We start from the raw sequence: 20,885 nt of genomic DNA on the forward strand, positions 1-20,885 counted from the left end.
GAAATGGCCAAGCGTACATTTGAAATTTACCGCTACGATCCGGACAAGGACGCCGCTCCGCGCATGCAGACGTACGAGATCGAAATCGACTCGCACGAACGCATGCTGCTCGACGCGCTCATCAAGCTGAAGGCGCTCGACGAAACCCTGTCGTTCCGTCGCTCGTGCCGCGAAGGCGTGTGCGGTTCGGACGCAATGAACATCAACGGCAAGAACGGCCTCGCGTGCCTGACGAACCTGAACGACCTGCCGCAGAAGATCGTGCTGCGTCCGCTGCCGGGCCTGCCCGTCGTGCGCGACCTGATCTGCGACTTCACGCAGTTCTTCAACCAGTATCACTCGATCAAGCCGTACCTGATCAACGATACGCCGCCGCCGGAGAAGGAACGTCTGCAGTCGCCGGAAGAACGCGACGAGCTCGACGGCCTGTACGAATGTATTCTGTGCGCGAGCTGCTCGACGTCGTGCCCGAGCTTCTGGTGGAATCCGGACAAGTTCGTCGGCCCGGCTGGTCTGCTGCAAGCCTACCGCTTCATCGCGGATAGCCGCGACGAGGCAACCGGCGAGCGCCTCGACAACCTGGAAGATCCGTACCGTCTGTTCCGTTGCCACACGATCATGAACTGTGTCGACGTTTGCCCGAAGGGCCTTAACCCGACCAAGGCAATCGGCAAGATCAAGGAATTGATGGTTCGCCGCGCTGTCTAGTATCAATGAGCTCCGCGCTCCCTGGCGCGCGCTGCCCCCGAGAGGGCGGTCAGTGCGCCGGGGCGCGGCGCGGGGTGTACCGACATGACCGAAACATCGCATCAGTCCGACCCTCTCCGCCGCGCGCGTCTTCGCTGGCGCGCACGGCGGGGCCTGCTGGAAAACGACCTGATTTTCGAGCGTTTTTTCAGCCGATATGAGCATGACCTCAGCGATGCCGACGTGGGCGCACTCACGCGCCTGCTCGAGCTGAGCGATAACGACCTGATGGACTTGCTACTCGCGCGCAAGGAACCAGAAGGCGATCTGGCCGACCCGGACGTGGTCCGGGTTCTGGAGTTGCTGCGCAACGCTTGAGCGCCGCCAGTCCGTTGTTCCAGGCGTGCAATTATCGAAACCCTGTATCCATACTTCGATTGAGGATGTGCTATGACCCCGTCAGATGTTAAAGCCACGCTATCGTTCAGCGACAATTCGCCGAGCGTCGAAATGCCGATTTACAAGGGCACGATTGGCCCGGATGTGATCGACATTCGCAAACTGTACGGCCAGACCGGCAAATTCACGTACGACCCGGGCTTCATGTCGACGGCGGCGTGCAATTCGGCGATTACCTACATCGACGGCGACAAGGGCGAACTGCTCTACCGCGGCTACCCGATCGACAACCTCGCGCAAAACGCCGACTTCCTCGAAACCTGCTACCTGCTGCTGAACGGCGAGCTGCCGAACCAGAAGCAGAAGGTCGAATTCGTCGGCACCGTCACGAAGCACACGATGGTGCACGAGCAGATGCAGTTCTTCTTCCGCGGCTTCCGCCGCGACGCGCATCCGATGGCAATTCTGGTCGCCGCGGTCGGCGCGCTGTCCGCGTTCTATCACGACTCGCTCGACATCAATAACCCGCGTCACCGCGAAGTGTCGGCGATCCGTATGATCGCGAAGCTGCCCACGCTGGTCGCGATGGCGTACAAGTACAGCATCGGCCAGCCGTTCGTGTATCCGAAGAACGACCTGTCGTACAGCGCGAACTTCATGCGCATGATGTTCTCGAACCCGTGCGAAGAGTACGAGGTCAACGACGTGCTGGTGCGCGCGCTCGACCGTATCCTGATCCTGCACGCTGACCACGAGCAGAACGCGTCGACGTCGACCGTGCGGCTCGCCGGTTCGTCGGGCGCGAATCCGTTCGCGTGTATCGCGGCGGGTATCGCGTGTCTGTGGGGCCCGGCGCACGGCGGTGCGAACGAAGCCGCGCTGACCATGCTGGAAGAAATCGGCTCGGTCGACAACATTCCTGAGTTCATCAAGCAGGTGAAGGACAAGAACTCGGGCGTGAAGCTGATGGGCTTCGGCCACCGCGTGTACAAGAACTACGATCCGCGCGCGAAGCTGATGCGCGAGACCTGCTACGAAGTGCTCGAAGAGCTGGGCCTGCACGACGATCCGCTGTTCAAGCTCGCGATGGAACTCGAAAAGATCGCGCTCGAAGACGAATACTTCGTGTCGCGCAAGCTGTACCCGAACGTCGACTTCTACTCGGGTATCGTGCAGCGCGCGCTGGGCATTCCGACGTCGATGTTCACGTGTATCTTCGCGATGGCGCGTACGGTCGGCTGGATCGCGCAGTGGAACGAAATGATCGCCGATCCCGAGCAGAAGATTGGCCGTCCGCGTCAGTTGTTCATCGGCGAGACGCTGCGTGAAGCGAAGCCGATCGCACAGCGCTGATCGCTGATCGACCTCGATACGCGCGCTTCGCAGCGGCATTCGTGCCGTGCAAAAAGCGCGAAATCCGAGTGAATAAAACGCCTCGACGGGTTGACCGTTGGGGCGTTTCTGTTTCTGCGGCCGCCGCGGGTCGGGGCATGCGGCGCATTGGCGTCGCCGGTAGCCGATGCTTGCCGGGTAACACCGATACAGGTATCGACACTACCAGCCAACCCCATGTTTTTTATCGGTTTTTTCGCCGTCTATGCAGCCCATCGCGGTGCGCAGCGTGGCATAATCGATCGACACAGTCAGCCCGCAGTCATTACTACCCCGCATACCATGGCACAGACTCTCTACGACAAATTGTGGAACACGCACGTGGTCCACACGGAAGACGACGGCACCACGATTCTCTACATCGACCGTCACCTGCTGCATGAAGTGACCAGCCCGCAGGCGTTCGAAGGCCTGAAGATGGCCGAGCGTCCGGTGTGGCGCATCAGCGCGAACCTGGCCGTGTCCGACCACAACGTGCCGACCACGGACCGCAGCCACGGCATCGCCGATCCGGTGTCGAAGCTGCAGGTCGACACGCTCGACGCCAACTGCGACGCCTTCGGCATCACACAGTTCAAGATGAACGACCTGCGTCAGGGCATCGTTCACATCATCGGGCCTGAACAGGGCGCCACGCTGCCGGGTATGACGATCGTCTGCGGCGACTCGCACACGTCCACGCACGGCGCGTTCGGCGCGCTCGCGCACGGCATCGGCACGTCGGAAGTCGAGCACGTGCTGGCCACGCAAACGCTGCTGCAGAAGAAGAGCAGGAACATGCTCGTGAAGGTCGAGGGCCAATTGCCGCGCGGCTGTACCGCGAAGGACATCGTGCTCGCGATCATCGGCAAGATCGGCACCGCGGGCGGCACCGGCTACGCGATCGAATTCGGCGGCTCGACGATCCGTTCGCTGACAATGGAAGGCCGCATGACGGTCTGCAACATGGCGATCGAAGCGGGCGCGCGCGCCGGCATGGTCGCCGTCGACGACACCACGGTCGAATACCTGAAAGGCCGTCCGTTCTCGCCGCAGGGCGTCGAGTGGGATCACGCGGTCGAGTCCTGGAAGCAGTTCAAGTCGGACGACGGAGCGCATTTCGATCGCGTGGTCGAGTTGAACGCCGCCGAAATCGTGCCGCAGGTCACCTGGGGCACGTCGCCGGAAATGGTCACGCCGATCGACGGCCGCGTGCCGGATCCGGAGCGCGAAAAGGACCCGGTCAAGCGCGACGCGATGGAGCGCGCGCTCAAGTACATGGCGCTCGAGCCGAACGCGCCGATCGAGTCGATCAAGCCGGATAAAATCTTCATCGGGTCGTGCACCAACGCGCGCATCGAAGACATTCGCGCCGCGGCTTACGTCGTGAAGAAGCTCGGCCGTCGCGTCGCGCCGAACATCCGTCTGGCGATGGTCGTGCCGGGTTCGGGTCTCGTGAAGGCGCAGGCGGAGCGTGAAGGCCTCGACAAGGTCTTTACCGAGGCCGGTTTCGAATGGCGCGAGCCGGGCTGCTCGATGTGTCTGGCAATGAACGCCGACCGGCTCGAGCCGGGCGAGCGTTGCGCATCCACGTCGAACCGCAATTTCGAAGGTCGTCAGGGCGCTGGTGGCCGCACGCACCTGGTGAGCCCCGCAATGGCCGCGGCTGCGGCCATCGAAGGGCATTTCGTCGACATTCGCAAGCTCGGATAAATCGCATGATGAAGAACATGAATCGCATCACTCTATTGCGCCGCTTCGCACTCGGCACGTTCGCCGGGCTCCTGCTCGGTCTAGCCGGCTGCAACACGGTGCACGGATTCGGCCAGGACATGTCGCACCTCGGCAATTCGATCAGCAATCACGCTGAGAAATAAGCGGTTTTTGATTTTTGCCGGCGATACGGCGCGGGGGTTCCAGCCGCCAGTCGCATCGCCCGGTCCTGAACAGGCGCAAGCGTCATGGATAAATTCATCGTACACACCGGCGTCGTGGCGCCGCTCGATCGCGAGAACGTCGACACGGACGCGATCATTCCGAAGCAGTTCCTGAAGTCGATCAAGCGCACGGGTTTCGGTCCGAATGCGTTCGACGAATGGCGCTACCTCGACCACGGCGAACCGGGTCAAGACAACTCGAAGCGTCCGCTGAACCCGGATTTCGTGCTGAACCAGCCGCGCTACCAGGGCGCCTCGGTGCTGCTCGCGCGCAAGAATTTTGGCTGCGGCAGCTCGCGCGAACACGCGCCCTGGGCGTTGCAGCAATACGGCTTTCGCGCGCTGATCGCGCCGAGCTTCGCGGACATCTTCTACAACAACTGCTTCAAGAACGGCGTGCTGCCGATCGTGCTGACCGAACAGCAGGTCGATCATCTGTTCAACGAGACGTATGCGTTCAACGGCTTCGAGCTGACGATCGACCTCGAAGCGCAAGTCGTGCGCACGGCCGACGGCGGCACCGAATATCCGTTCGAAGTCGCCGCGTTCCGCAAGTATTGTCTGCTGAACGGTTTCGACGACATCGGCCTCACGCTGCGTCACGCGGACAAGATCCGCCAATTCGAAGCGGAGCGTCTCGCGAAGCAACCGTGGCTGAACAATCGCCTCGTCCGCTAAGCGAAACCGTGAGGGCGTCAGGGGCGTGAAGTCCGCGCGCCAATGTCGGTTTGCGCCAGAAGATCCGAACAAAATCATCAAGGAATTCGCATGAAGATCGCAGTGTTGCCGGGCGACGGCATCGGTCCCGAAATCGTCAAGGAGGCCGTCAAGGTCCTGAACGTGCTCGGCGAGAAGTTCGAACTCGAAGAAGCGCCGGTCGGCGGCGCGGGCTACGAAGCGAAGGGCCACCCGCTGCCGGACTCGACGCTCGCGCTCGCGAAGGAAGCCGACGCGATCCTGTTCGGCGCGGTCGGCGACTGGAAGTACGACAAGCTCGAACGCGCGCTGCGCCCTGAGCAGGCGATTCTCGGTCTGCGCAAGCACCTGGAACTTTTCGCGAACTTCCGTCCGGCGATCTGCTACCCGCAACTGACGGGCGCGTCGTCGCTGAAGGAAGAGATCGTTTCGGGTCTCGACATCCTGATCGTGCGCGAACTGAACGGCGACATCTACTTCGGCGCGCCGCGCGGCGTGCGTACGTCGCCGGACGGCCTGTTCGCCGGCGCAAAGGAAGGCTTCGACACGATGCGCTATTCGGAACCCGAAGTGCGCCGCATCGCGCACGTCGCATTCCAGGCGGCGCAAAAGCGCGGCAAGAAGCTCACCTCGGTCGATAAAGCCAACGTGCTCGAAACGTCGCAGTTCTGGAAGGACGTGATGATCGACGTGTCGAAGGAATACGCGGACGTCGAACTGTCGCACATGTACGTCGACAACGCCGCGATGCAACTTGTGAAGGCGCCGAAGTCGTTCGACGTGATCGTGACCGGCAACATGTTCGGCGACATCCTGTCCGACGAGGCGGCCATGCTGACCGGCTCGATCGGCATGCTGCCGTCGGCATCGCTCGACAAGAACAACAAGGGCTTGTACGAGCCGTCGCATGGCTCCGCGCCGGATATCGCCGGCAAGGGCGTTGCCAATCCGCTCGCCACGATCCTGTCGGCCGCGATGATGCTGCGCTATTCGCTGAACAAGGCGGGGCAGGCCGATCGCATCGAAACCGCGGTGAAGAAGGTGCTCGAACAGGGCTATCGCACCGGCGACATTCTCACGCCGGGTTGCAAGCAGGTCGGCACCGCCGCGATGGGCGATGCCGTCGTGGCCGCGCTGTAAAACGCGTGCACCGCATGCGCTCGCAGAGCGAGGGCATGCGGTGGTCAGTCAACAATACTGGCCTTTTAAAAGCGCGAATCGGGCCTTTAAATAGGCCGATTTGCACGTCATACGGCGAAGAACGCCGCCAGTTTTCCGTTTTCGTGTATATTGTTGCGATGGCTCAGATCTCCCAAATCTCCTCGATTTCCAAAATGCACGGCACAACGGCCCGTGCGATCGAGCTCGCCATTACCATCAAAACCATTACCCCGAAAACGATCACGAAGCGCTGATCGTCCGTCGTGCCCGCCCATCTTCCCCGCGCGGTCACTGCGGGCAAAGACGCGGGGAAGTTTCCATTCGAAGGGTATGAAGTCATGAACGTAGGTCTCGTAGGTTGGCGCGGCATGGTCGGCAGCGTCCTGATGCAACGTATGCAGCAGGAAGGCGATTTCGACTTGATCGAACCGGTGTTTTTCAGCACCAGCAACGCGGGCGGCAACGCGCCGTCGTTCGCCAAAAACGAGACCAAGCTCAAAGATGCGACAAGCATCGACGACCTGAAGAAGTGCGACGCGATCATTTCCTGCCAGGGCGGTGACTACACGAACGAAGTGTTCCCGAAGCTGCGCGCGGCGGGCTGGAACGGCTACTGGATCGACGCGGCATCGTCGCTGCGCATGAAGGACGACGCGGTCATCATTCTCGATCCGGTCAACCTCGACGTGATCAAGAACGCGCTCGTCAAAGGCCAGAAGAATTTCATCGGCGGTAACTGCACGGTCAGCCTGATGCTGATGGCATTGGGCGGCCTGTTCCGCGAAAACCTCGTCGACTGGATGACGGCCATGACTTATCAGGCCGCATCCGGCGCGGGCGCGCAGAACATGCGCGAATTGCTGTCGCAAATGGGCACGCTGCACGGCGCGGTGAAGAACGAACTGGCAGACCCGGCTTCGGCGATTCTCGACATCGACCGCCGCGTGCTCGAAGCGATGAACAGCGACAGCATGCCGACCGACCACTTCGGCGTACCGCTCGCGGGCTCGCTGATTCCGTGGATCGACAAGGATCTCGGCAACGGCATGTCGAAGGAAGAGTGGAAGGGCGGCGCGGAAACCAACAAGATCCTCGGCAAGCCGGCCATGGGCACGCCGGGTTCGATTCCCGTCGATGGTCTGTGCGTGCGGATCGGCGCAATGCGCTGCCATTCGCAAGCGCTCACGATCAAGCTGACCAAGGACGTGCCGCTCGACGAAGTGAACAGCATCCTCGCGTCGGGCAACGACTGGGTCAAGGTTGTGCCGAACGAACGCGAAGCGTCGATGCGCGACCTGTCCCCGGCGGTTGTCACCGGTACGCTGACGGTGCCGGTCGGCCGCGTGCGCAAGCTCGCGATGGGCGGCGAGTATCTGTCGGCCTTCACGGTCGGCGATCAGCTGCTGTGGGGCGCGGCTGAACCGCTGCGTCGTATGCTTCGCATTGTGCTCGACAAGTAAAGTAAACTACGCGCTCACGACGCGTAGACAACTCAAGAAGCGTCGCGCTTGCGCGGCGCTTTTTTCATTGTGTGCTCCGATCATCTTGTCTCTTTCCACTCGCAAAAAAGGCTGCGCGCTGACGCGCCCAGGAGTCCCGATGAACTTTCGACGCTCCGCTCTTCGGGCTATGTCCATTCGTCACGAGAAGGTGCGATTCAGCAGCCGTCCGGCGGCGATGGCCGCTTGTGCCACTTTCGCCCTTGCGCTGCTCGGCGGTGGCGCGGGCAATGCGCTTGCCGCGCCGGCTAGTGCCACGAGCGCGCCGGATGCCGCTTCCGCTGTCAGTTCCACTACCGCTGTCGTTGCTGTCGCTGCGGGCTCTCAGTACACCGTACACGCAGGGCAGTCGCTGAACGATGTCGCGATCGCTATTACGCAGTCGCATGACCGGGCGGTACTCGCGCGCGCTACGCACGCATTGTTCGACACGAATCCGGCCGCGTTCATGAATCACGATCCGAGCCGGATGCGTGTAGGAGCGGTGTTGATCGTGCCGGCGCTCGATGCGTCGGGGGCCTTGGCGGTTTCGTCGACTGGGGCCGCGGCAGGGGCGTCGGAGTCCACGGCGGCTGCGCCCGCTTCCGCGCCGACTGCCGCGCCGGCCGCGGCGGCTGCCGCCAGCACGGCGAGTGCAGTCGCGCAGGTCAACGCCGCCGCCGCGAGTGCGGCCAGCGCGGCGGCTCAAGCGACGACGCCAGCCGCATCCACGGTTTCCGGCGCGGCCAGTGCGGCGGTATCGACCGGCGCGGCGGCGGGTGGTGCGGTTTCGTCCGCGCCAGTGGCCGGTTCGGCGCCGGTGGCGACGAGTGGCACGCGGGAATGGGCCGGATCGATTCAACCGGCGGCGAGCGCGCCCGCCGGACAAGCGCCGTCGGCCGCGCAGGCGGCTTCGCAGCCGCATCCGCAGGTGTCGAGTCTGCAGCAATTGCTGGCGCTGAAAAACCGCGTGCTGATGGAGTTGCAGAAGCACGGTATCGGCGGGGCGCCCGTCGCTTCAGGCCCAACGCCGACGAGCGCTGCGCAGCCGGCACCGGCAGGTTCCGCGGCGACCGTGGCCGTGGCGCCGGAGCATGCGAATGTGACGACGTCGCCGTCGAATGAGGGCGGCATCTCTCAGCGCGATTTGAGCATTGCGGCGGCCGTGGGCGCGGCACTGATCGTTCTGCTCGCTGCTCTGCGCATGGGTCGCCGCAAGCGCGATAAAGAGGCCGCGGCGTGGGCCGCCCAGGCAACTGATGCAGAAATGGCGAGATCCGCGCGTGAGGCCGATTCGCGCAATGGCAGCGCGGCGGCGGGGCAGGCCGCGGTCACGGAAGGATCGGACGCGCAAGATCAAGAGGTTGCACGGCAGGCCGCAGCAGCAGAGCATGCGGCTGCGGAACGTGCGGCAGCTGAACAGGCAGCGGCAGAAAGCGCGGCTGCGGAGCGGGTAGCAGCGGAGCGCGCGGTGGCCGAGGAGGCGGCGGCCAAGCGCGCCGCAGCGGAACGTGCGGCTGCGGAACGTGCAGCAGCCGAGCAAGCCGCAGCAGAAAGCGCGGCAGCCGAACGTGCAGCAGTCGAGCAAGCCGCAGCGGAAAGTGCAGCAGCCGAACAGACGGCAGCGGAGCGAGCCGCAGCAGAGCGAGCAGCGGCCGGAGAACACGCCGCGGCGGAACGCGCAGCAGCGGAACAAGCAGCAGCCGAACAAGCAGCAGCACGCGTCGCCGCCGAACATGCGGAAGCGGAACGCATAGCAGCAGAACGCAGCACATCCGAGCGCGCCGCAGAAGAACAGGCGGCACAGCAAGCAGGCACGCCCGAACCTACTGCACCAACGGCGCCACTCGCCAGCATCCCGCTACCCAGCCAAAGCGAACTGTCCAGCGAACCACCGGCGGTCGCACCCGCCCATGACGAGACGCTGCGCTCCGCCGCGACGGCCGCCAATCTCGCCGCCGCGGCAGAACTCGGCGCCGACGCGTTGCCGCTGGGACCGCTCGAACCGGTTGGCGCCGCGGCGCAGGACGAGAACGCGCATCGCCTGCAATGGGACGAGGAACCCACAGAAAGTCCGACCGCAGAGAACACGACAGGCACGACGACAACCCCGAGCCCAAGCGCCGCGGAACCGCCCTCGACAGCGTCGCACACCGCGACGGCCGAACCGCAGTCCCCCTTGAACGTTCCACCCCCAGTGATCGATTTCACGCAACATCAGATCGAACCGCGCGCCACTACGTCGTTCGGTCAGCCGTTCAGCGATATCCCCGTGCCGACGGAACCCGCGCCGTCCGCACCGACCGACTTTCCGCGCGACGCCGTCGACGCGTTCGGCAGCCTCAACATGCCGCTGCCGCCGCGCATCGAAGTGCCCACCGTCGGCGAAGCGGAGCCTTCCACGTCGCTTTCGACGCAACCGGTCGCATCGCCCGACACGACCGCGCAGCAGGCCTTCGGCGTCCATGGCGCGGACGACGACGCCCCTCACATCGCCGACCAGATCGCCGCCGGCACAGCCGGCCACGTCGCCGTCGCGGGCCTCGGCGCGGCCGGCTTCGGCGCGCTGAAGCTCGACTTCGACCTCGAGTTGCCGCCGAGCCCGGCTCAGCCATTGCCGGCCTTCACACCGGCCGATCTCGGCCGCATCGCGCGCAACAAGCTGGAGTTGGCCTCCGAGTACATCGAGCTCGGCGATCTGGCGGGCGCCCGCGCGCTCATCAACGAAGTGATCGAAGCAAACGATCCAGCCACGCGCACCGAAGCCCGCGCGTTGCTTTCGACTCTCGCACCGCTGTCGTGAAGCGCATCGCATTAGGCGTGCAATACGACGGCGCCGCGTTCACTGGATGGCAGTCGCAGCCGCATGGCAACACGGTACAGGACGAGCTCGAACGGGCGCTGCGCGAATTCATGCGCACGCCCGTGCAGACGGTGGTCGCCGGCCGCACCGACCGCGGGGTGCATGGCTTGGGTCAGGTCGTGCATTTCGACACCGACCTCGATCGCCTCGATATCTCCTGGGTGCGCGGCCCGAACGCGTTTCTGCCGAAGACGATCGGCGTGCAATGGGCCAAGCCGATGCCCGACGATTTTCACGCGCGGTTTTCGGCATTCGAGCGGACCTATTACTACGTGCTGTACGTAAGTCCGGTTCGCTCGCCGATGCTCACGACGCGCGCCGGCTGGATGCACACGCCACTCGACGTCGACGCGATGCGCTCGGCCGCCGAGCACCTGATCGGCGAGCATGACTTTTCGGCGTTTCGTTCGTCGCAATGCCAGTCGAAGACGCCGTTCAAGCACCTGTACCAGATCGACGTCAAACGACAGGGTAACTTCGTGCATTTCCGCTTCCGCGCGAACGCGTTCCTGCATCACATGGTGCGCAACGTGATGGGCTGTCTGATCGAAATCGGCAGCGGCCGCCGCCCGGCCGCGTGGATGGCCGACGTGCTCGCGAGCCGTAGCCGCGATTGCGCGGCGCCGACCTTCATGCCCGACGGCTTGTACCTCGCGCAAGTGGGCTATCCTGAGCAATTCGGCGTGCCCGACCCGGCGACGGGCAGCGTGCCGTGGAGCAGCGTATGGACCGAGCAACCGGAAACATGAAAGCAGCAGAGAACCCCGCCATTCAGACCGACGCCACCGCCTTGCAAGGCGTGCCACATCGCACGCGCATCAAGCTGTGCGGACTGTCGAAACCCGTCGACATTGCACACGCGATCGACCTCGGCGCCGACGCGATCGGCCTCGTGTTCTATCCGCCGAGCCCGCGCTCGGTGAGCGTCACGCAAGCGGTCGAACTCGTGCACGAGGTGCCGCCGTTCGTGTCGGTCGTCGGTCTGTTCGTCAACGCTACGCCGGAATGGGTTCACGAAGTCGCGAGCAACGTGAACCTGACGCTGTTGCAGTTCCACGGCGACGAGACGCCTGAGCAGTGCGAGGCGCTCGCCGGCGTTGCGGGTTTGCCTTGGTTGCGCGCGTTGCGTGTTGCGGCGGATACTCGAGCGGCCGATTTGGTAAAATCGGCATTCAACTATTCAGCAGCTAGTGGTCTTCTGTTCGACACCCATGTCGAAGGCTACGGCGGCGGTGGGAAGGTTTTCGATTGGTCACTTATTCCAGCAGAACTCGCGCATCGGGCCGTTTTGAGTGGTGGGTTGAACGCGCAAAACGTCAGTGATGCGATCCATCGCGTGCGCCCGTACGCGGTCGATGTCTCGAGCGGCATCGAAGTAGCGGGCGCCCGGGGCGTGAAGGATCACGCCCGGATGGCGGCGTTCGTACGCGCGGTGCGCGCTGCGGACGCTGAATGATTCAGGCTCGCGGGCGCTTTCCGATGAAAGCCGCGAGCCATCCTGAGAAGAGTGATCACCATGTACAACTTGCCTGACGAAAGAGGCCACTTCGGCCAATTTGGTGGTGTGTTCGTCGCCGAAACGCTGTTTTCCGCACTCAACGAGTTGCGTGAAGCGTACGAGAAATATCAGAAAGACCCGGAGTTCGTCGCCGAGTACGAGCGCGAATTGAAGTATTTCGTGGGTCGCCCGTCCCCGATTTATCACGCCCAGCGCTGGAGCGAATTGCTCGGCGGCGCGCAGGTTTATCTGAAGCGTGAAGACCTGAATCACACGGGGGCGCACAAGATCAACAACGTGATCGGCCAGGCGCTGCTGGCCAAGCGCATGGGCAAGCCGCGCGTGATCGCGGAAACCGGCGCCGGTCAGCACGGCGTGGCCACGGCGACAATCTGCGCGCGCTTCGGTATGGAGTGCGTGGTCTACATGGGCGCCGAGGACGTGCGCCGCCAGGCCGCGAACGTTTATCGCATGAAACTGCTCGGCGCGACGGTCGTGCCGGTCGAATCGGGGTCGCGCACGCTGAAGGACGCGCTGAACGAAGCGATGCGCGACTGGGTCACCAACGTCGAAAACACGTTCTACATCATCGGCACGGTTGCGGGTCCGCATCCGTACCCGATGATGGTGCGCGACTTCCAGCGTGTGATCGGCGACGAATGCCGCGTGCAGATGCCAGAACTCGCTGGCCGTCAGCCGGACGCCGTCATCGCGTGTGTTGGCGGCGGTTCCAATGCGATGGGGATCTTTTACCCGTATATCGACGATAGTTCCGTGCAGTTAATCGGCGTCGAAGCTGCCGGCGACGGCCTCGAAACGGGTCGTCACGCGGCATCGCTGATCGGCGGTAGTCCCGGCGTGTTGCACGGTAACCGCACCTATCTGCTGCAAGACGAAGACGGCCAGATCATCGAGACGCATTCGGTGTCGGCAGGCCTCGACTACCCGGGCGTCGGCCCCGAGCACGCGTGGCTAAAAGAGAGTAATCGCGCTCAATACGTAGGCATCACCGACGAAGAAGCGCTGAAGGCGTTCCACGATTGCTGCCGCATCGAGGGCATTATTCCTGCGCTGGAGTCGAGCCACGCGCTCGCTTACGCTACGAAACTCGCGCCGACCTTGTCGAAAGACAAGATTCTGCTGGTCAACCTGTCGGGCCGCGGCGACAAGGACATGCACACGGTCGCCGAGCGATCGGGTATCCAGTTCTGAGCCGCGACGATGCGCGACGAGTTCGACGAGCCGCAGCCGGCGATTGAATCCACGAATCCGGCCGCCGAAGTCCCGGCGGCCGCGGCATCCGCACCGCTGCTGGCGCAGGTACCGGCCGGCATTCAGCTGTTGAACCGCGATTTTCTAACCGATGTAGCGAACATTCCCGATGAGTCGATCGACCTGATCGTCTGTGATCCGCCTTATGGGTTGGGCAAGGACTATGGCAACGACTCGGACATGCGCACGGGCGAGGAATTTCTCGTCTGGACGCGCGGCTGGCTCGAGCTCGCTGTACCGAAGCTCAAGCCAACAGGGTCGCTCTATATTTTCTGCACCTGGCAATACGCGCCGGAAATCTTCAGTTTCCTGAAGACGAAACTCACGATGGTCAACGAAATCATCTGGGACCGGCGCGTGCCGAGTATGGGCGGCACCACGCGCCGCTTCACGTCAGTGCATGACAACATCGGTTTTTTCGCGGTGTCGAAGGACTACTTCTTCGATCTCGATCCCGTCCGCATCCCGTACGATGCAGTCACGAAGAAGGCGCGTTCGCGAAAGTTGTTCGAAGGAAGCAAGTGGTTGGAGCTTGGCTATAATCCGAAGGATGTCTGGTCGGTATCGCGTCTGCATCGGCAGCATGCCGAGCGCGTTGCGCATCCAACCCAGAAACCTCTGGAAATCGTCGAGCGGATGGTACTGTCCAGTTGCCCGAAGGGCGGCCGCGTGCTCGACCCATTCATGGGCAGCGGCACCACCGCAGTTGCTTGCGTCCGTCATCAGCGCGAATTCGTCGGCTATGAGATCAACGAGAGCTATTGTGCGATAGCGCGCGAGCGCGTCAGCGCCGCCGCTACGCCTGCTGCGCCCCGTCGGACCCGAGCCAGGCCAAAAGTGCAGCCGTCGACCGAAGTGCAGTGAAAAGCGCGAGATGCGCCGCTAAGTTCGCTGAAAAGCGCGCGGCAATGGGCGCGCAATAGCCCTAATTCGAGAGTACTTCCATGTCCCGTATCAAGAACACGTTTGCCGCGCTGTCCGCCCAGGGTAAGAAAGGCTTGATCCCGTTCATGACCGCTGGCGACCCGGACCCGGCTCGCACGGTCGAGTTCATGCACGCCCTCGCCGCCGGCGGCGCCGATGTGATCGAACTAGGCGTGCCGTTTTCCGACCCAATGGCAGACGGTCCTGTCATTCAGCAGTCGTCTGAACGCGCGCTCGCGAAGGGCGTGTCGCTACGCCATGTGCTGGCCGACGTCAAACGCTTCCGCGAAGCCGACGACAAAACCCCGGTCGTGCTGATGGGCTATGCGAATCCGATCGAGCGAATGGGCGCCGAGGCCTTCGCGAAAGCCGCGAAGGAAGCCGGTGTCGATGGCGTGCTGGTGGTCGACTATCCGCCTGAAGAGTGCGCAAACTTCGCGGAACAGATGCAATGTGCCGGGATCGATCCGATCTTTTTGCTCGCGCCGACTTCAACCGACGAACGTATTGCCGAAGTCGGCCGCATCGCCAGCGGCTACGTCTACTATGTGTCGCTGAAAGGGGTCACCGGTGCCGCAAATCTGGACGTTTCCAGCATCGCGAGTAAAATCCCGGCCATCAAGTCGCGCGTCCCCCTGCCGGTGGGCGTCGGTTTCGGCATTCGCGACGCGCAAACGGCGCGTGCGGTGGGCGAGGTGGCCGATGCCGTCGTGATCGGCAGCCGTATCGTTCAATTGCTCGAACAGGCAGCGCCCGACGCCGCTACCGAGACGCTCACGCGTTTCGTTGCCGAGGTGCGCGAGGCGCTCGATAGCGTCGCGACTGCCCGATAACAGTTATTTTTTGTCGCGGTAACGTGAGCGGCGGGCTCGTCCCGCCGTTCGCGCGACTGCTGACCCAGAAGGATTCCCTATGAGCTGGCTCGATAAGCTGCTGCCGCCGAAAATCAAACAAACCGACCCGAAAAACCGCAAGGGAATTCCGGAGGGCCTGTGGATCAAGTGCCCGTCGTGCGAAGCCGTGCTGTATCGCAACGACGTCGAGGCCAATCTGCATGTTTGCCCCAAGTGCGACCATCACATGCGCATCGGCGCACGTGAGCGGCTCGACAGCCTGCTCGATCCGGAAGGCCGCTACGAAATCGGCCAGGAAATCGTTCCGGTCGACGCGCTGAAGTTCAAAGATAGCCGCAAGTACCCTGAGCGCATTAAAGAGGCGATGGACGAAACCGACGAGACCGACGCAATGGTCGTGATGGGCGGCGCGATTCACACGCTGCCGGTCGTCGTGGCGAACTTCGAGTTCTCGTTTATGGGCGGCTCGATGGGTTCGGTGGTCGGCGAGCGTTTCGCGCGCGGCGCGCAGAACGCGCTCGAACAGAAAGTGCCGTTCATCTGCTTCACCGCTTCGGGCGGCGCGCGGATGCAGGAAAGCTTGCTGTCGTTGATGCAGATGGCAAAGACCACCGCGATGCTCACGAAGCTGGCGGAAGCCAGGCTGCCGTTCATCTCGGTGCTGACCGACCCGACGATGGGCGGCGTGTCCGCGAGTTTCGCATTCCTCGGCGACGTCGTGATCGCCGAACCGAAGGCGCTGATCGGCTTTGCTGGCCCGCGCGTGATCGAACAGACCGTGCGCGAGAAACTGCCGGAAGGCTTCCAACGCGCCGAGTTTCTGCTGCAAAAGGGCGCGATCGACATGATCGTCGATCGTCGCAAGCTGCGCGAAGAGATCGCGCAATTGCTGGCGCTGTTGAGCCATCAGCCGGCGGACGCGGTCGCGTAAAAGCCGGGCAGCACCGCATTTGCCGCTCTTTCGCCGCGCTGTCGAAGACGCGGCGGAGCCAGAGAAGCAATCAAAAAATAGCGCGCCGCGTGAGCAATCAAGCGGCGCGCTGTCATTTCCAGGATAATTACCGTCGCCTGCGATGCAGCAGCGGTCGAAGCCGAAGCTGGCGCGGCTCAAGGCGCGGGTTTGTGCGCATAAACCGCGCAACGGCCTACGCCCATGACCGGCGACCCGCGACCCTCGACCGCAACCGCCTGACCAGCACCCTTCGCAGCACTGCAGAACCGAACTACCGCGACTCACTCAAGATTCACCCGATGACGACATTCCCCACTCTCGACGCGTGGCTCACGCACCTTGAATCCGCGCATCCGGTCGGCATCGACATGGGTTTGGGCCGAGTCTCCCAGGTGCGTGATGCGATGCAGCTGTCGTTTGCGTGCCCGATCATCACGGTCGGCGGCACGAACGGCAAAGGCTCGACCTGCGCGATTCTCGAAGCGATCCTGCTGCGCGCGGGCTATACGGTCGGCTGCCACACGTCGCCGCATCTGCTGTCGTTCAACGAGCGCGCGCGCATCAACGGGGCAATGGCAAGCGACGCAGATCTGCTGCCGCACTTCGAAGCCGTCGAGGCCGCGCGCCAGAGCCTCGCCAAACCGGTCACGCTGACCTACTTCGAATTCACGACGCTAGCGATCATGAGCCTGTTCGCGTCGCGCGGCCTCGACGCGGTGATTTTCGAAGTTGGCCTCGGTGGCCGTCTCGACGCGGTCAATATCCTCGATACCGACTGCGCGATCATCACGAGCATCGATATTGACCACACCGACTATCTCGGCGACACGCGCGAAAAAATCGCGTTCGAAAAAGCCGGTATCTTCCGTCCCGGCAAGCCCGCGATTTGCGCGGACCCGGTGCCGCCGCAATCGTTGATCGATCACGCGGAAAAGATCGGGGCGCAATTGTGGTTGTTCGGCCGCGATTTCCGTTACGAAGGCCAGGCCGGCAGCGAGCGACAGCAGTGGAGCTATGTCGGCCCGACGCTGCGGCGCTCGGCGCTCGCGTATCCATCGCTGCGCGGCGCGAATCAGCTGATCAACACGTCGGCGGCGCTGGCCGGGCTCGAAGCTTTGCGCGACCGTCTGCCGGTGTCCGCGCAGGACATCCGGCTCGGCATCGCCAACGTGGATCTTCCGGGCCGTTTCCAGGTGCTGCCGGGCAAGCCGTCCATCGTGCTCGACGTCGGCCACAATCCGCATGCCGCCGCGGTGCTCGGGCAAAACCTCGGCAACATGGGCTTTTTCCCGTACACGTACGCGGTGTTCGGCGCGATGCGCGACAAGGACATCGCCGGCGTGCTAGGTCATCTGAAAGGCGAGATCGATCACTGGTGCGTGACCGATCTGCCGACCCCGCGCGCCGCGTCCGCGCAAGAGCTGGAAACCGTGTTGCGCGAGCTGGGCGTGGAAGACGGCGCCGACAGCAGCGTCATGCGTTATGCGACGCCGGCGCAGGCTTTCCAGGACGCGCTAAAACGTGCGTCAGAGAATGATAGAATCGTGGTTTTCGGCAGTTTCTATACGGTAGCGGGTGTGATGGCCTACCGGAAATCGCAGCAACACTGAGCGGGCACCAGGCTCGAACCAAGCGATTCATGGGAATTTTCTCGTTCGGCAAGAAAGACGACGCGCCCAGCCGGCGCGGCGCAAACACTAGTTCCAATCGGGCCACCCGGGGTGAACGCGTCGAGCGGCGCACCCGCCGCACCGAGCGCACCGTCGATGCAGATGCAATGCTGCTCGACCCCACGCTGCCGGAAAAGCAGCGCGCGCGCCGCCGGCTCGTCGGCGCAATCGCACTGGTTGTCGCGGCGGTGATCATCCTGCCGATGGTGTTGGACTCGCACCCCAAGCCCGTCACCGACGACATCTCGATCGACATTCCGAACCGGCCCGCGCCGAAGCTCTCCAGATCCACTGCCAACGAAGACGTGCAGGCCGGCGTCGCGCTGGACAATCCGCCGGCCGCCGACACGGGCGTGGCTGCGTCCGGCCTCGCGCCGGCAACGAGCGCGGCGACCACGGCGGCAGCCTCGGCCTCCGCCGCCAAATCGACGCAATCGACCGCAGCGAAACAAGGCGCGACCCCCTCCGCCGCAACTGGCGCTGTTACCGCCGCGACGCCGAAGCCCGCCGCGAAGCCGCAAACGCAATCGCTCGCAGCCAACACCGCGCCTGCTGTCCCCGCCAAACAGACGAAGGCACCCGCCACCACACCGTCGGCGTCGACCGACGACGAAGCGAACACGGCCACCGCCGGCGCCGACGCGAACTCCGGCACGCCGGCCTCGCCGCCGGGCAACCGTTTCGCGGTGCAGCTCGGCGCCTTCTCGAACGAAACGAACGCACGCAATTGGGCCGCGAAGTTGAAAGCGGCAGGCGTGCCCACATATACGGAACATAGGAAGCAAGCCGACGGCTCGACGCTGACATTGCTGCGTGCAGGCCCGTTCGCCGACCGCGCCGCGGCCACCGCCGCTGTCGCGAAGGTCCGCGAGGCGGGCCTCGTGTCGGGCTCGAACGGCGGCAGAGCACAGTAAGCGAGCGATGTTCACTGCCTTCGACTACGCTGTAATGGCGGTGATCGGTTTGTCGGCGCTGCGAGGCGCCTGGCGCGGTTTGCTGTCGGAAGTGTTTGGTTTGATCGGCTGGGTCGCGGCGTTTTTCATCGCTTGCGAGTTCGTGGGCTACGTGGTCCCGTATATCCCGTCTACCTGGCCGGGCGGCGCGTTGACGCAGTGGCTGCTGGCTTTTTCGCTCGTGGTGATCGGCGTAGTGCTGGTCACGAGCGTGGTGAGCGCGCTGCTCAGCCGCCTCGTGCAGGTCACGGGACTGGGTGGTGCGGATCGCTCGCTCGGTTTGATGTTCGGCCTCGTGCGTGGGGTCGTTCTGGTGCTGATTCTGGTCGCCCTCGCAGGCTTGACCGAACTGCCCAAAGAGGAATTCTGGCGCAACGCGCTGCTTCGTCCGTATGCGGTTGCGGGCGTACGCGCAATGAAACCGCTGCTCCCCGAGGCGCTCGCCGCTTACGTCCATGTCGACGATTCGGGCGCCCCGAGCAATGCGCAACAGGACTCCGGCGCATACCGGCTGCCTTGACGTCGTAGCGCGTGCCATCGCATGAAAGCGCGGGCGCGGTCGCAGGCACCGGTCGCCATCACGAATTTCGTACCTTTGAAGGACATGCCATGTGCGGCATCGTAGGCGTAGTTTCCCATTCCCCGGTCAACCAGCTGATCTATGACAGCCTGCTGCTTCTGCAGCATCGCGGTCAGGACGCCGCCGGCATCGCGACGGCGAACGGCAGCAATTTCCACATGCACAAGGCCAACGGCATGGTGCGCGACGTGTTCCGCACGCGCAACATGCGCAGCCTGCCGGGCACGACGGGCATCGGCCAGGTCCGTTACCCGACCGCCGGTTCGGCGTCGAGCGAAGAAGAAGCGCAGCCGTTCTACGTGAACGCGCCGTTCGGCATCATCCTCGCGCATAACGGCAACCTCACCAACTGGCAGCAGCTGAAAGATGAGATGTTCCGCATCGATCGCCGCCACGTGAACACCAATTCCGATACCGAAGTGCTGCTCAACGTGCTCGCGCACGAGCTGCAACTGTCGAGCTCGGGTCTGCAGCTCGATCCGGCCGCGCTGTTCAAGGCGGTGTCGGGCGTGCATCGGCGGGTGCGCGGCTCGTATGCGATCGTCGCGTTGATCGCTGGCTACGGCCTGCTTGGTCTCCGCGACCCGTTCGGCATCCGTCCGCTGTGCCTCGGCAAACGGGAAACGGCTGACGGCGTCGAGTGGATGCTGGCGTCGGAATCGGTGGCAATCGAAGGCGTCGGTTTCGAATTCGTGCGCGACGTGCAGCCGGGCGAGGCGATTTTCATCGACGCCGAAGGCCAGCTGCATTCGCAGCAATGCGCGACGACCACGAGCCTGAACCCCTGCATCTTCGAACTCGTGTATCTGGCGCGTCCGGATTCGGTGCTCGACGGCGTGCCGGTCTACAACGTGCGTCTGCGCATGGGCGACTACCTCGCCGAGAAGATCAGGCGCGAGCTGCCCGACGTCGCAATCGACGTGGTGATGCCGATTCCCGATTCGTCGCGCCCGGCCGCGATGCAGGTCGCGAAGAAGCTCGGCGTCGAGTATCGCGAGGGCTTCTTCAAGAACCGCTATGTAGGCCGTACCTTCATCATGCCGGGGCAGGCGGTGCGCAAGAAGTCGGTGCGCCAGAAGCTGAACGCGATGAACATCGAGTTCAAGGGCAAGAACGTGCTGATCGTCGACGACTCGATCGTGCGCGGCACGACGTCGCATGAAATCGTGCAGATGGCGCGCGATGCGGGCGCGAACAAGGTGATTTTCGCGTCGGCGGCGCCGCCGGTGAAATTCCCGAACGTCTACGGCATCGATATGCCGACGCGCGGCGAACTGGTCGCGCACGGCCGCTCGGACGAGGAAGTTGCGCGCATGATCGGCGCGGACCACCTCGTGTATCAGGACGTCGATGCGCTGAAGCAGGCGGTGCGCGATATCAATCCGGCGCTGAAGGAGTTCGAGGCTTCGTGCTTCGACGGCAACTACGTGACCGGCGACATCACGACCGAATACCTCGACCGCATCGAAAGCGCGCGTCTCGCGCCGTCGTCGCAATCGGATCGCGATGCCGCGAGCGAAGCGATCGACGGTGGCGGCCCGGCGCGTTCGCAGCTGCATCTGCAACTGTCGGTGGGTTGAGCGTACATAC

Annotated in this window: 20 protein-coding genes; all 20 read left to right on the plus strand. The window is 63.6% G+C overall.

All coding sequences use genetic code 11. The features are described from left to right. The first annotated feature begins 3 nt into the window (after positions 1-3). The 20 genes from OKW29_RS18110 to purF all read left to right on the plus strand — a co-directional run bounded on the left by OKW29_RS18110 (position 4) and on the right by purF (position 20,875). Positions 4-708: a succinate dehydrogenase iron-sulfur subunit gene (locus OKW29_RS18110; protein ID WP_090808286.1), complete on the plus strand. Its 705-nt coding sequence runs from the start codon at positions 4-6 to the stop codon at positions 706-708. A gap of 84 nt (positions 709-792) precedes the next feature. Beyond that, positions 793-1,065, plus strand: coding sequence for a succinate dehydrogenase assembly factor 2 (locus tag OKW29_RS18115; protein WP_018424116.1), 273 nt, complete (start codon positions 793-795; stop codon positions 1,063-1,065). Between the two features lie 72 nt (positions 1,066-1,137). After that, the gene (gene gltA, locus OKW29_RS18120; protein WP_184057557.1) at positions 1,138-2,439 is read left to right on the plus strand and encodes a citrate synthase; all 1,302 of its coding nucleotides are present in this window, start codon (positions 1,138-1,140) and stop codon (positions 2,437-2,439) included. Between the two features lie 321 nt (positions 2,440-2,760). Then, on the plus strand, positions 2,761-4,170 hold the full coding sequence (leuC, locus tag OKW29_RS18125; protein ID WP_429291985.1) for a 3-isopropylmalate dehydratase large subunit: 1,410 nt from the start codon (positions 2,761-2,763) through the stop codon (positions 4,168-4,170). A gap of 5 nt (positions 4,171-4,175) precedes the next feature. Continuing rightward, complete coding sequence (locus tag OKW29_RS18130; RefSeq protein WP_018424119.1) at positions 4,176-4,334, plus strand: entericidin A/B family lipoprotein; 159 nt, start codon at positions 4,176-4,178, stop codon at positions 4,332-4,334. Between the two features lie 84 nt (positions 4,335-4,418). Beyond that, positions 4,419-5,072 carry a 3-isopropylmalate dehydratase small subunit gene (gene leuD, locus OKW29_RS18135; RefSeq protein WP_018424120.1) on the plus strand — a complete coding sequence of 218 codons (654 nt, stop codon included), beginning with the start codon at positions 4,419-4,421 and terminating at the stop codon, positions 5,070-5,072. 90 nt (positions 5,073-5,162) lie between these two features. Continuing rightward, entirely contained in the window at positions 5,163-6,230 is a 1,068-nt protein-coding gene (leuB, locus tag OKW29_RS18140; RefSeq protein WP_184036022.1) for a 3-isopropylmalate dehydrogenase, read from the plus strand. Between the two features lie 14 nt (positions 6,231-6,244). After that, positions 6,245-6,505 (plus strand): hypothetical protein, encoded by a 261-nt coding sequence (locus OKW29_RS18145; RefSeq protein WP_429291986.1) that lies wholly within the window; start codon positions 6,245-6,247, stop codon positions 6,503-6,505. Positions 6,506-6,589: 84 nt separating this feature from the next. After that, a complete protein-coding gene (asd, locus tag OKW29_RS18150; RefSeq protein ID WP_184036025.1) occupies positions 6,590-7,711 on the plus strand; it encodes an aspartate-semialdehyde dehydrogenase in 1,122 nt (373 codons plus the stop codon). Between the two features lie 139 nt (positions 7,712-7,850). Continuing rightward, a complete protein-coding gene (locus tag OKW29_RS18155; protein WP_429291987.1) occupies positions 7,851-10,532 on the plus strand; it encodes a FimV/HubP family polar landmark protein in 2,682 nt (893 codons plus the stop codon). After that, entirely contained in the window at positions 10,529-11,341 is an 813-nt protein-coding gene (gene truA / locus OKW29_RS18160) for a tRNA pseudouridine(38-40) synthase TruA (RefSeq protein ID WP_429291988.1), read from the plus strand. Before OKW29_RS18155 ends, truA begins: the two co-directional genes overlap by 4 nt. Further along, the gene (locus OKW29_RS18165; RefSeq protein ID WP_429291989.1) at positions 11,338-12,048 is read left to right on the plus strand and encodes a phosphoribosylanthranilate isomerase; all 711 of its coding nucleotides are present in this window, start codon (positions 11,338-11,340) and stop codon (positions 12,046-12,048) included. Before truA ends, OKW29_RS18165 begins: the two co-directional genes overlap by 4 nt. Before the next feature lie 60 nt (positions 12,049-12,108). Continuing rightward, positions 12,109-13,302, plus strand: coding sequence for a tryptophan synthase subunit beta (gene trpB / locus OKW29_RS18170; protein ID WP_184036034.1), 1,194 nt, complete (start codon positions 12,109-12,111; stop codon positions 13,300-13,302). Between the two features lie 9 nt (positions 13,303-13,311). Next, on the plus strand, positions 13,312-14,226 hold the full coding sequence (locus OKW29_RS18175; RefSeq protein WP_429291990.1) for a DNA-methyltransferase: 915 nt from the start codon (positions 13,312-13,314) through the stop codon (positions 14,224-14,226). Positions 14,227-14,306: 80 nt separating this feature from the next. Further along, complete coding sequence (gene trpA / locus OKW29_RS18180) at positions 14,307-15,119, plus strand: tryptophan synthase subunit alpha (protein WP_429291991.1); 813 nt, start codon at positions 14,307-14,309, stop codon at positions 15,117-15,119. A gap of 79 nt (positions 15,120-15,198) precedes the next feature. Then, positions 15,199-16,071, plus strand: a complete 873-nt coding sequence (gene accD, locus OKW29_RS18185; RefSeq protein WP_090808311.1) for an acetyl-CoA carboxylase, carboxyltransferase subunit beta — start codon at positions 15,199-15,201, stop codon at positions 16,069-16,071. Positions 16,072-16,391: 320 nt separating this feature from the next. Beyond that, entirely contained in the window at positions 16,392-17,702 is a 1,311-nt protein-coding gene (folC, locus tag OKW29_RS18190) for a bifunctional tetrahydrofolate synthase/dihydrofolate synthase (protein WP_429291992.1), read from the plus strand. A 29-nt stretch (positions 17,703-17,731) separates the two neighbouring features. After that, positions 17,732-18,676: an SPOR domain-containing protein gene (locus OKW29_RS18195; protein WP_429291993.1), complete on the plus strand. Its 945-nt coding sequence runs from the start codon at positions 17,732-17,734 to the stop codon at positions 18,674-18,676. Positions 18,677-18,683: 7 nt separating this feature from the next. Then, complete coding sequence (locus OKW29_RS18200; RefSeq protein WP_090808318.1) at positions 18,684-19,235, plus strand: CvpA family protein; 552 nt, start codon at positions 18,684-18,686, stop codon at positions 19,233-19,235. A gap of 89 nt (positions 19,236-19,324) precedes the next feature. After that, positions 19,325-20,875, plus strand: a complete 1,551-nt coding sequence (purF, locus tag OKW29_RS18205; RefSeq protein ID WP_090810350.1) for an amidophosphoribosyltransferase — start codon at positions 19,325-19,327, stop codon at positions 20,873-20,875. The last annotated feature ends 10 nt before the right edge of the window (positions 20,876-20,885 follow it).

The sequence above is a fragment of the Paraburkholderia sp. CI3 genome (genome assembly GCF_050436505.1).
GTDB lineage: Bacteria > Pseudomonadota > Gammaproteobacteria > Burkholderiales > Burkholderiaceae > Paraburkholderia > Paraburkholderia tuberum.

Bases quoted from the DNA above. Each gene is read 5' to 3' on its own strand.
- OKW29_RS18110 (WP_090808286.1), top strand. From the start codon at position 4: ATGGCCAAGCGTACATTTGAAATTTACCGCTACGATCCGGACAAGGAC.
- OKW29_RS18115 (WP_018424116.1), top strand. From the start codon at position 793: ATGACCGAAACATCGCATCAGTCCGACCCTCTCCGCCGCGCGCGTCTT.
- gltA (WP_184057557.1), top strand. From the start codon at position 1,138: ATGACCCCGTCAGATGTTAAAGCCACGCTATCGTTCAGCGACAATTCG.
- leuC (WP_429291985.1), top strand. From the start codon at position 2,761: ATGGCACAGACTCTCTACGACAAATTGTGGAACACGCACGTGGTCCAC.
- OKW29_RS18130 (WP_018424119.1), top strand. From the start codon at position 4,176: ATGATGAAGAACATGAATCGCATCACTCTATTGCGCCGCTTCGCACTC.
- leuD (WP_018424120.1), top strand. From the start codon at position 4,419: ATGGATAAATTCATCGTACACACCGGCGTCGTGGCGCCGCTCGATCGC.
- leuB (WP_184036022.1), top strand. From the start codon at position 5,163: ATGAAGATCGCAGTGTTGCCGGGCGACGGCATCGGTCCCGAAATCGTC.
- OKW29_RS18145 (WP_429291986.1), top strand. From the start codon at position 6,245: ATGCGCTCGCAGAGCGAGGGCATGCGGTGGTCAGTCAACAATACTGGC.
- asd (WP_184036025.1), top strand. From the start codon at position 6,590: ATGAACGTAGGTCTCGTAGGTTGGCGCGGCATGGTCGGCAGCGTCCTG.
- OKW29_RS18155 (WP_429291987.1), top strand. From the start codon at position 7,851: ATGAACTTTCGACGCTCCGCTCTTCGGGCTATGTCCATTCGTCACGAG.
- OKW29_RS18165 (WP_429291989.1), top strand. From the start codon at position 11,338: ATGAAAGCAGCAGAGAACCCCGCCATTCAGACCGACGCCACCGCCTTG.
- trpB (WP_184036034.1), top strand. From the start codon at position 12,109: ATGTACAACTTGCCTGACGAAAGAGGCCACTTCGGCCAATTTGGTGGT.
- OKW29_RS18175 (WP_429291990.1), top strand. From the start codon at position 13,312: ATGCGCGACGAGTTCGACGAGCCGCAGCCGGCGATTGAATCCACGAAT.
- trpA (WP_429291991.1), top strand. From the start codon at position 14,307: ATGTCCCGTATCAAGAACACGTTTGCCGCGCTGTCCGCCCAGGGTAAG.
- accD (WP_090808311.1), top strand. From the start codon at position 15,199: ATGAGCTGGCTCGATAAGCTGCTGCCGCCGAAAATCAAACAAACCGAC.
- folC (WP_429291992.1), top strand. From the start codon at position 16,392: ATGACGACATTCCCCACTCTCGACGCGTGGCTCACGCACCTTGAATCC.
- OKW29_RS18195 (WP_429291993.1), top strand. From the start codon at position 17,732: ATGGGAATTTTCTCGTTCGGCAAGAAAGACGACGCGCCCAGCCGGCGC.
- OKW29_RS18200 (WP_090808318.1), top strand. From the start codon at position 18,684: ATGTTCACTGCCTTCGACTACGCTGTAATGGCGGTGATCGGTTTGTCG.
- purF (WP_090810350.1), top strand. From the start codon at position 19,325: ATGTGCGGCATCGTAGGCGTAGTTTCCCATTCCCCGGTCAACCAGCTG.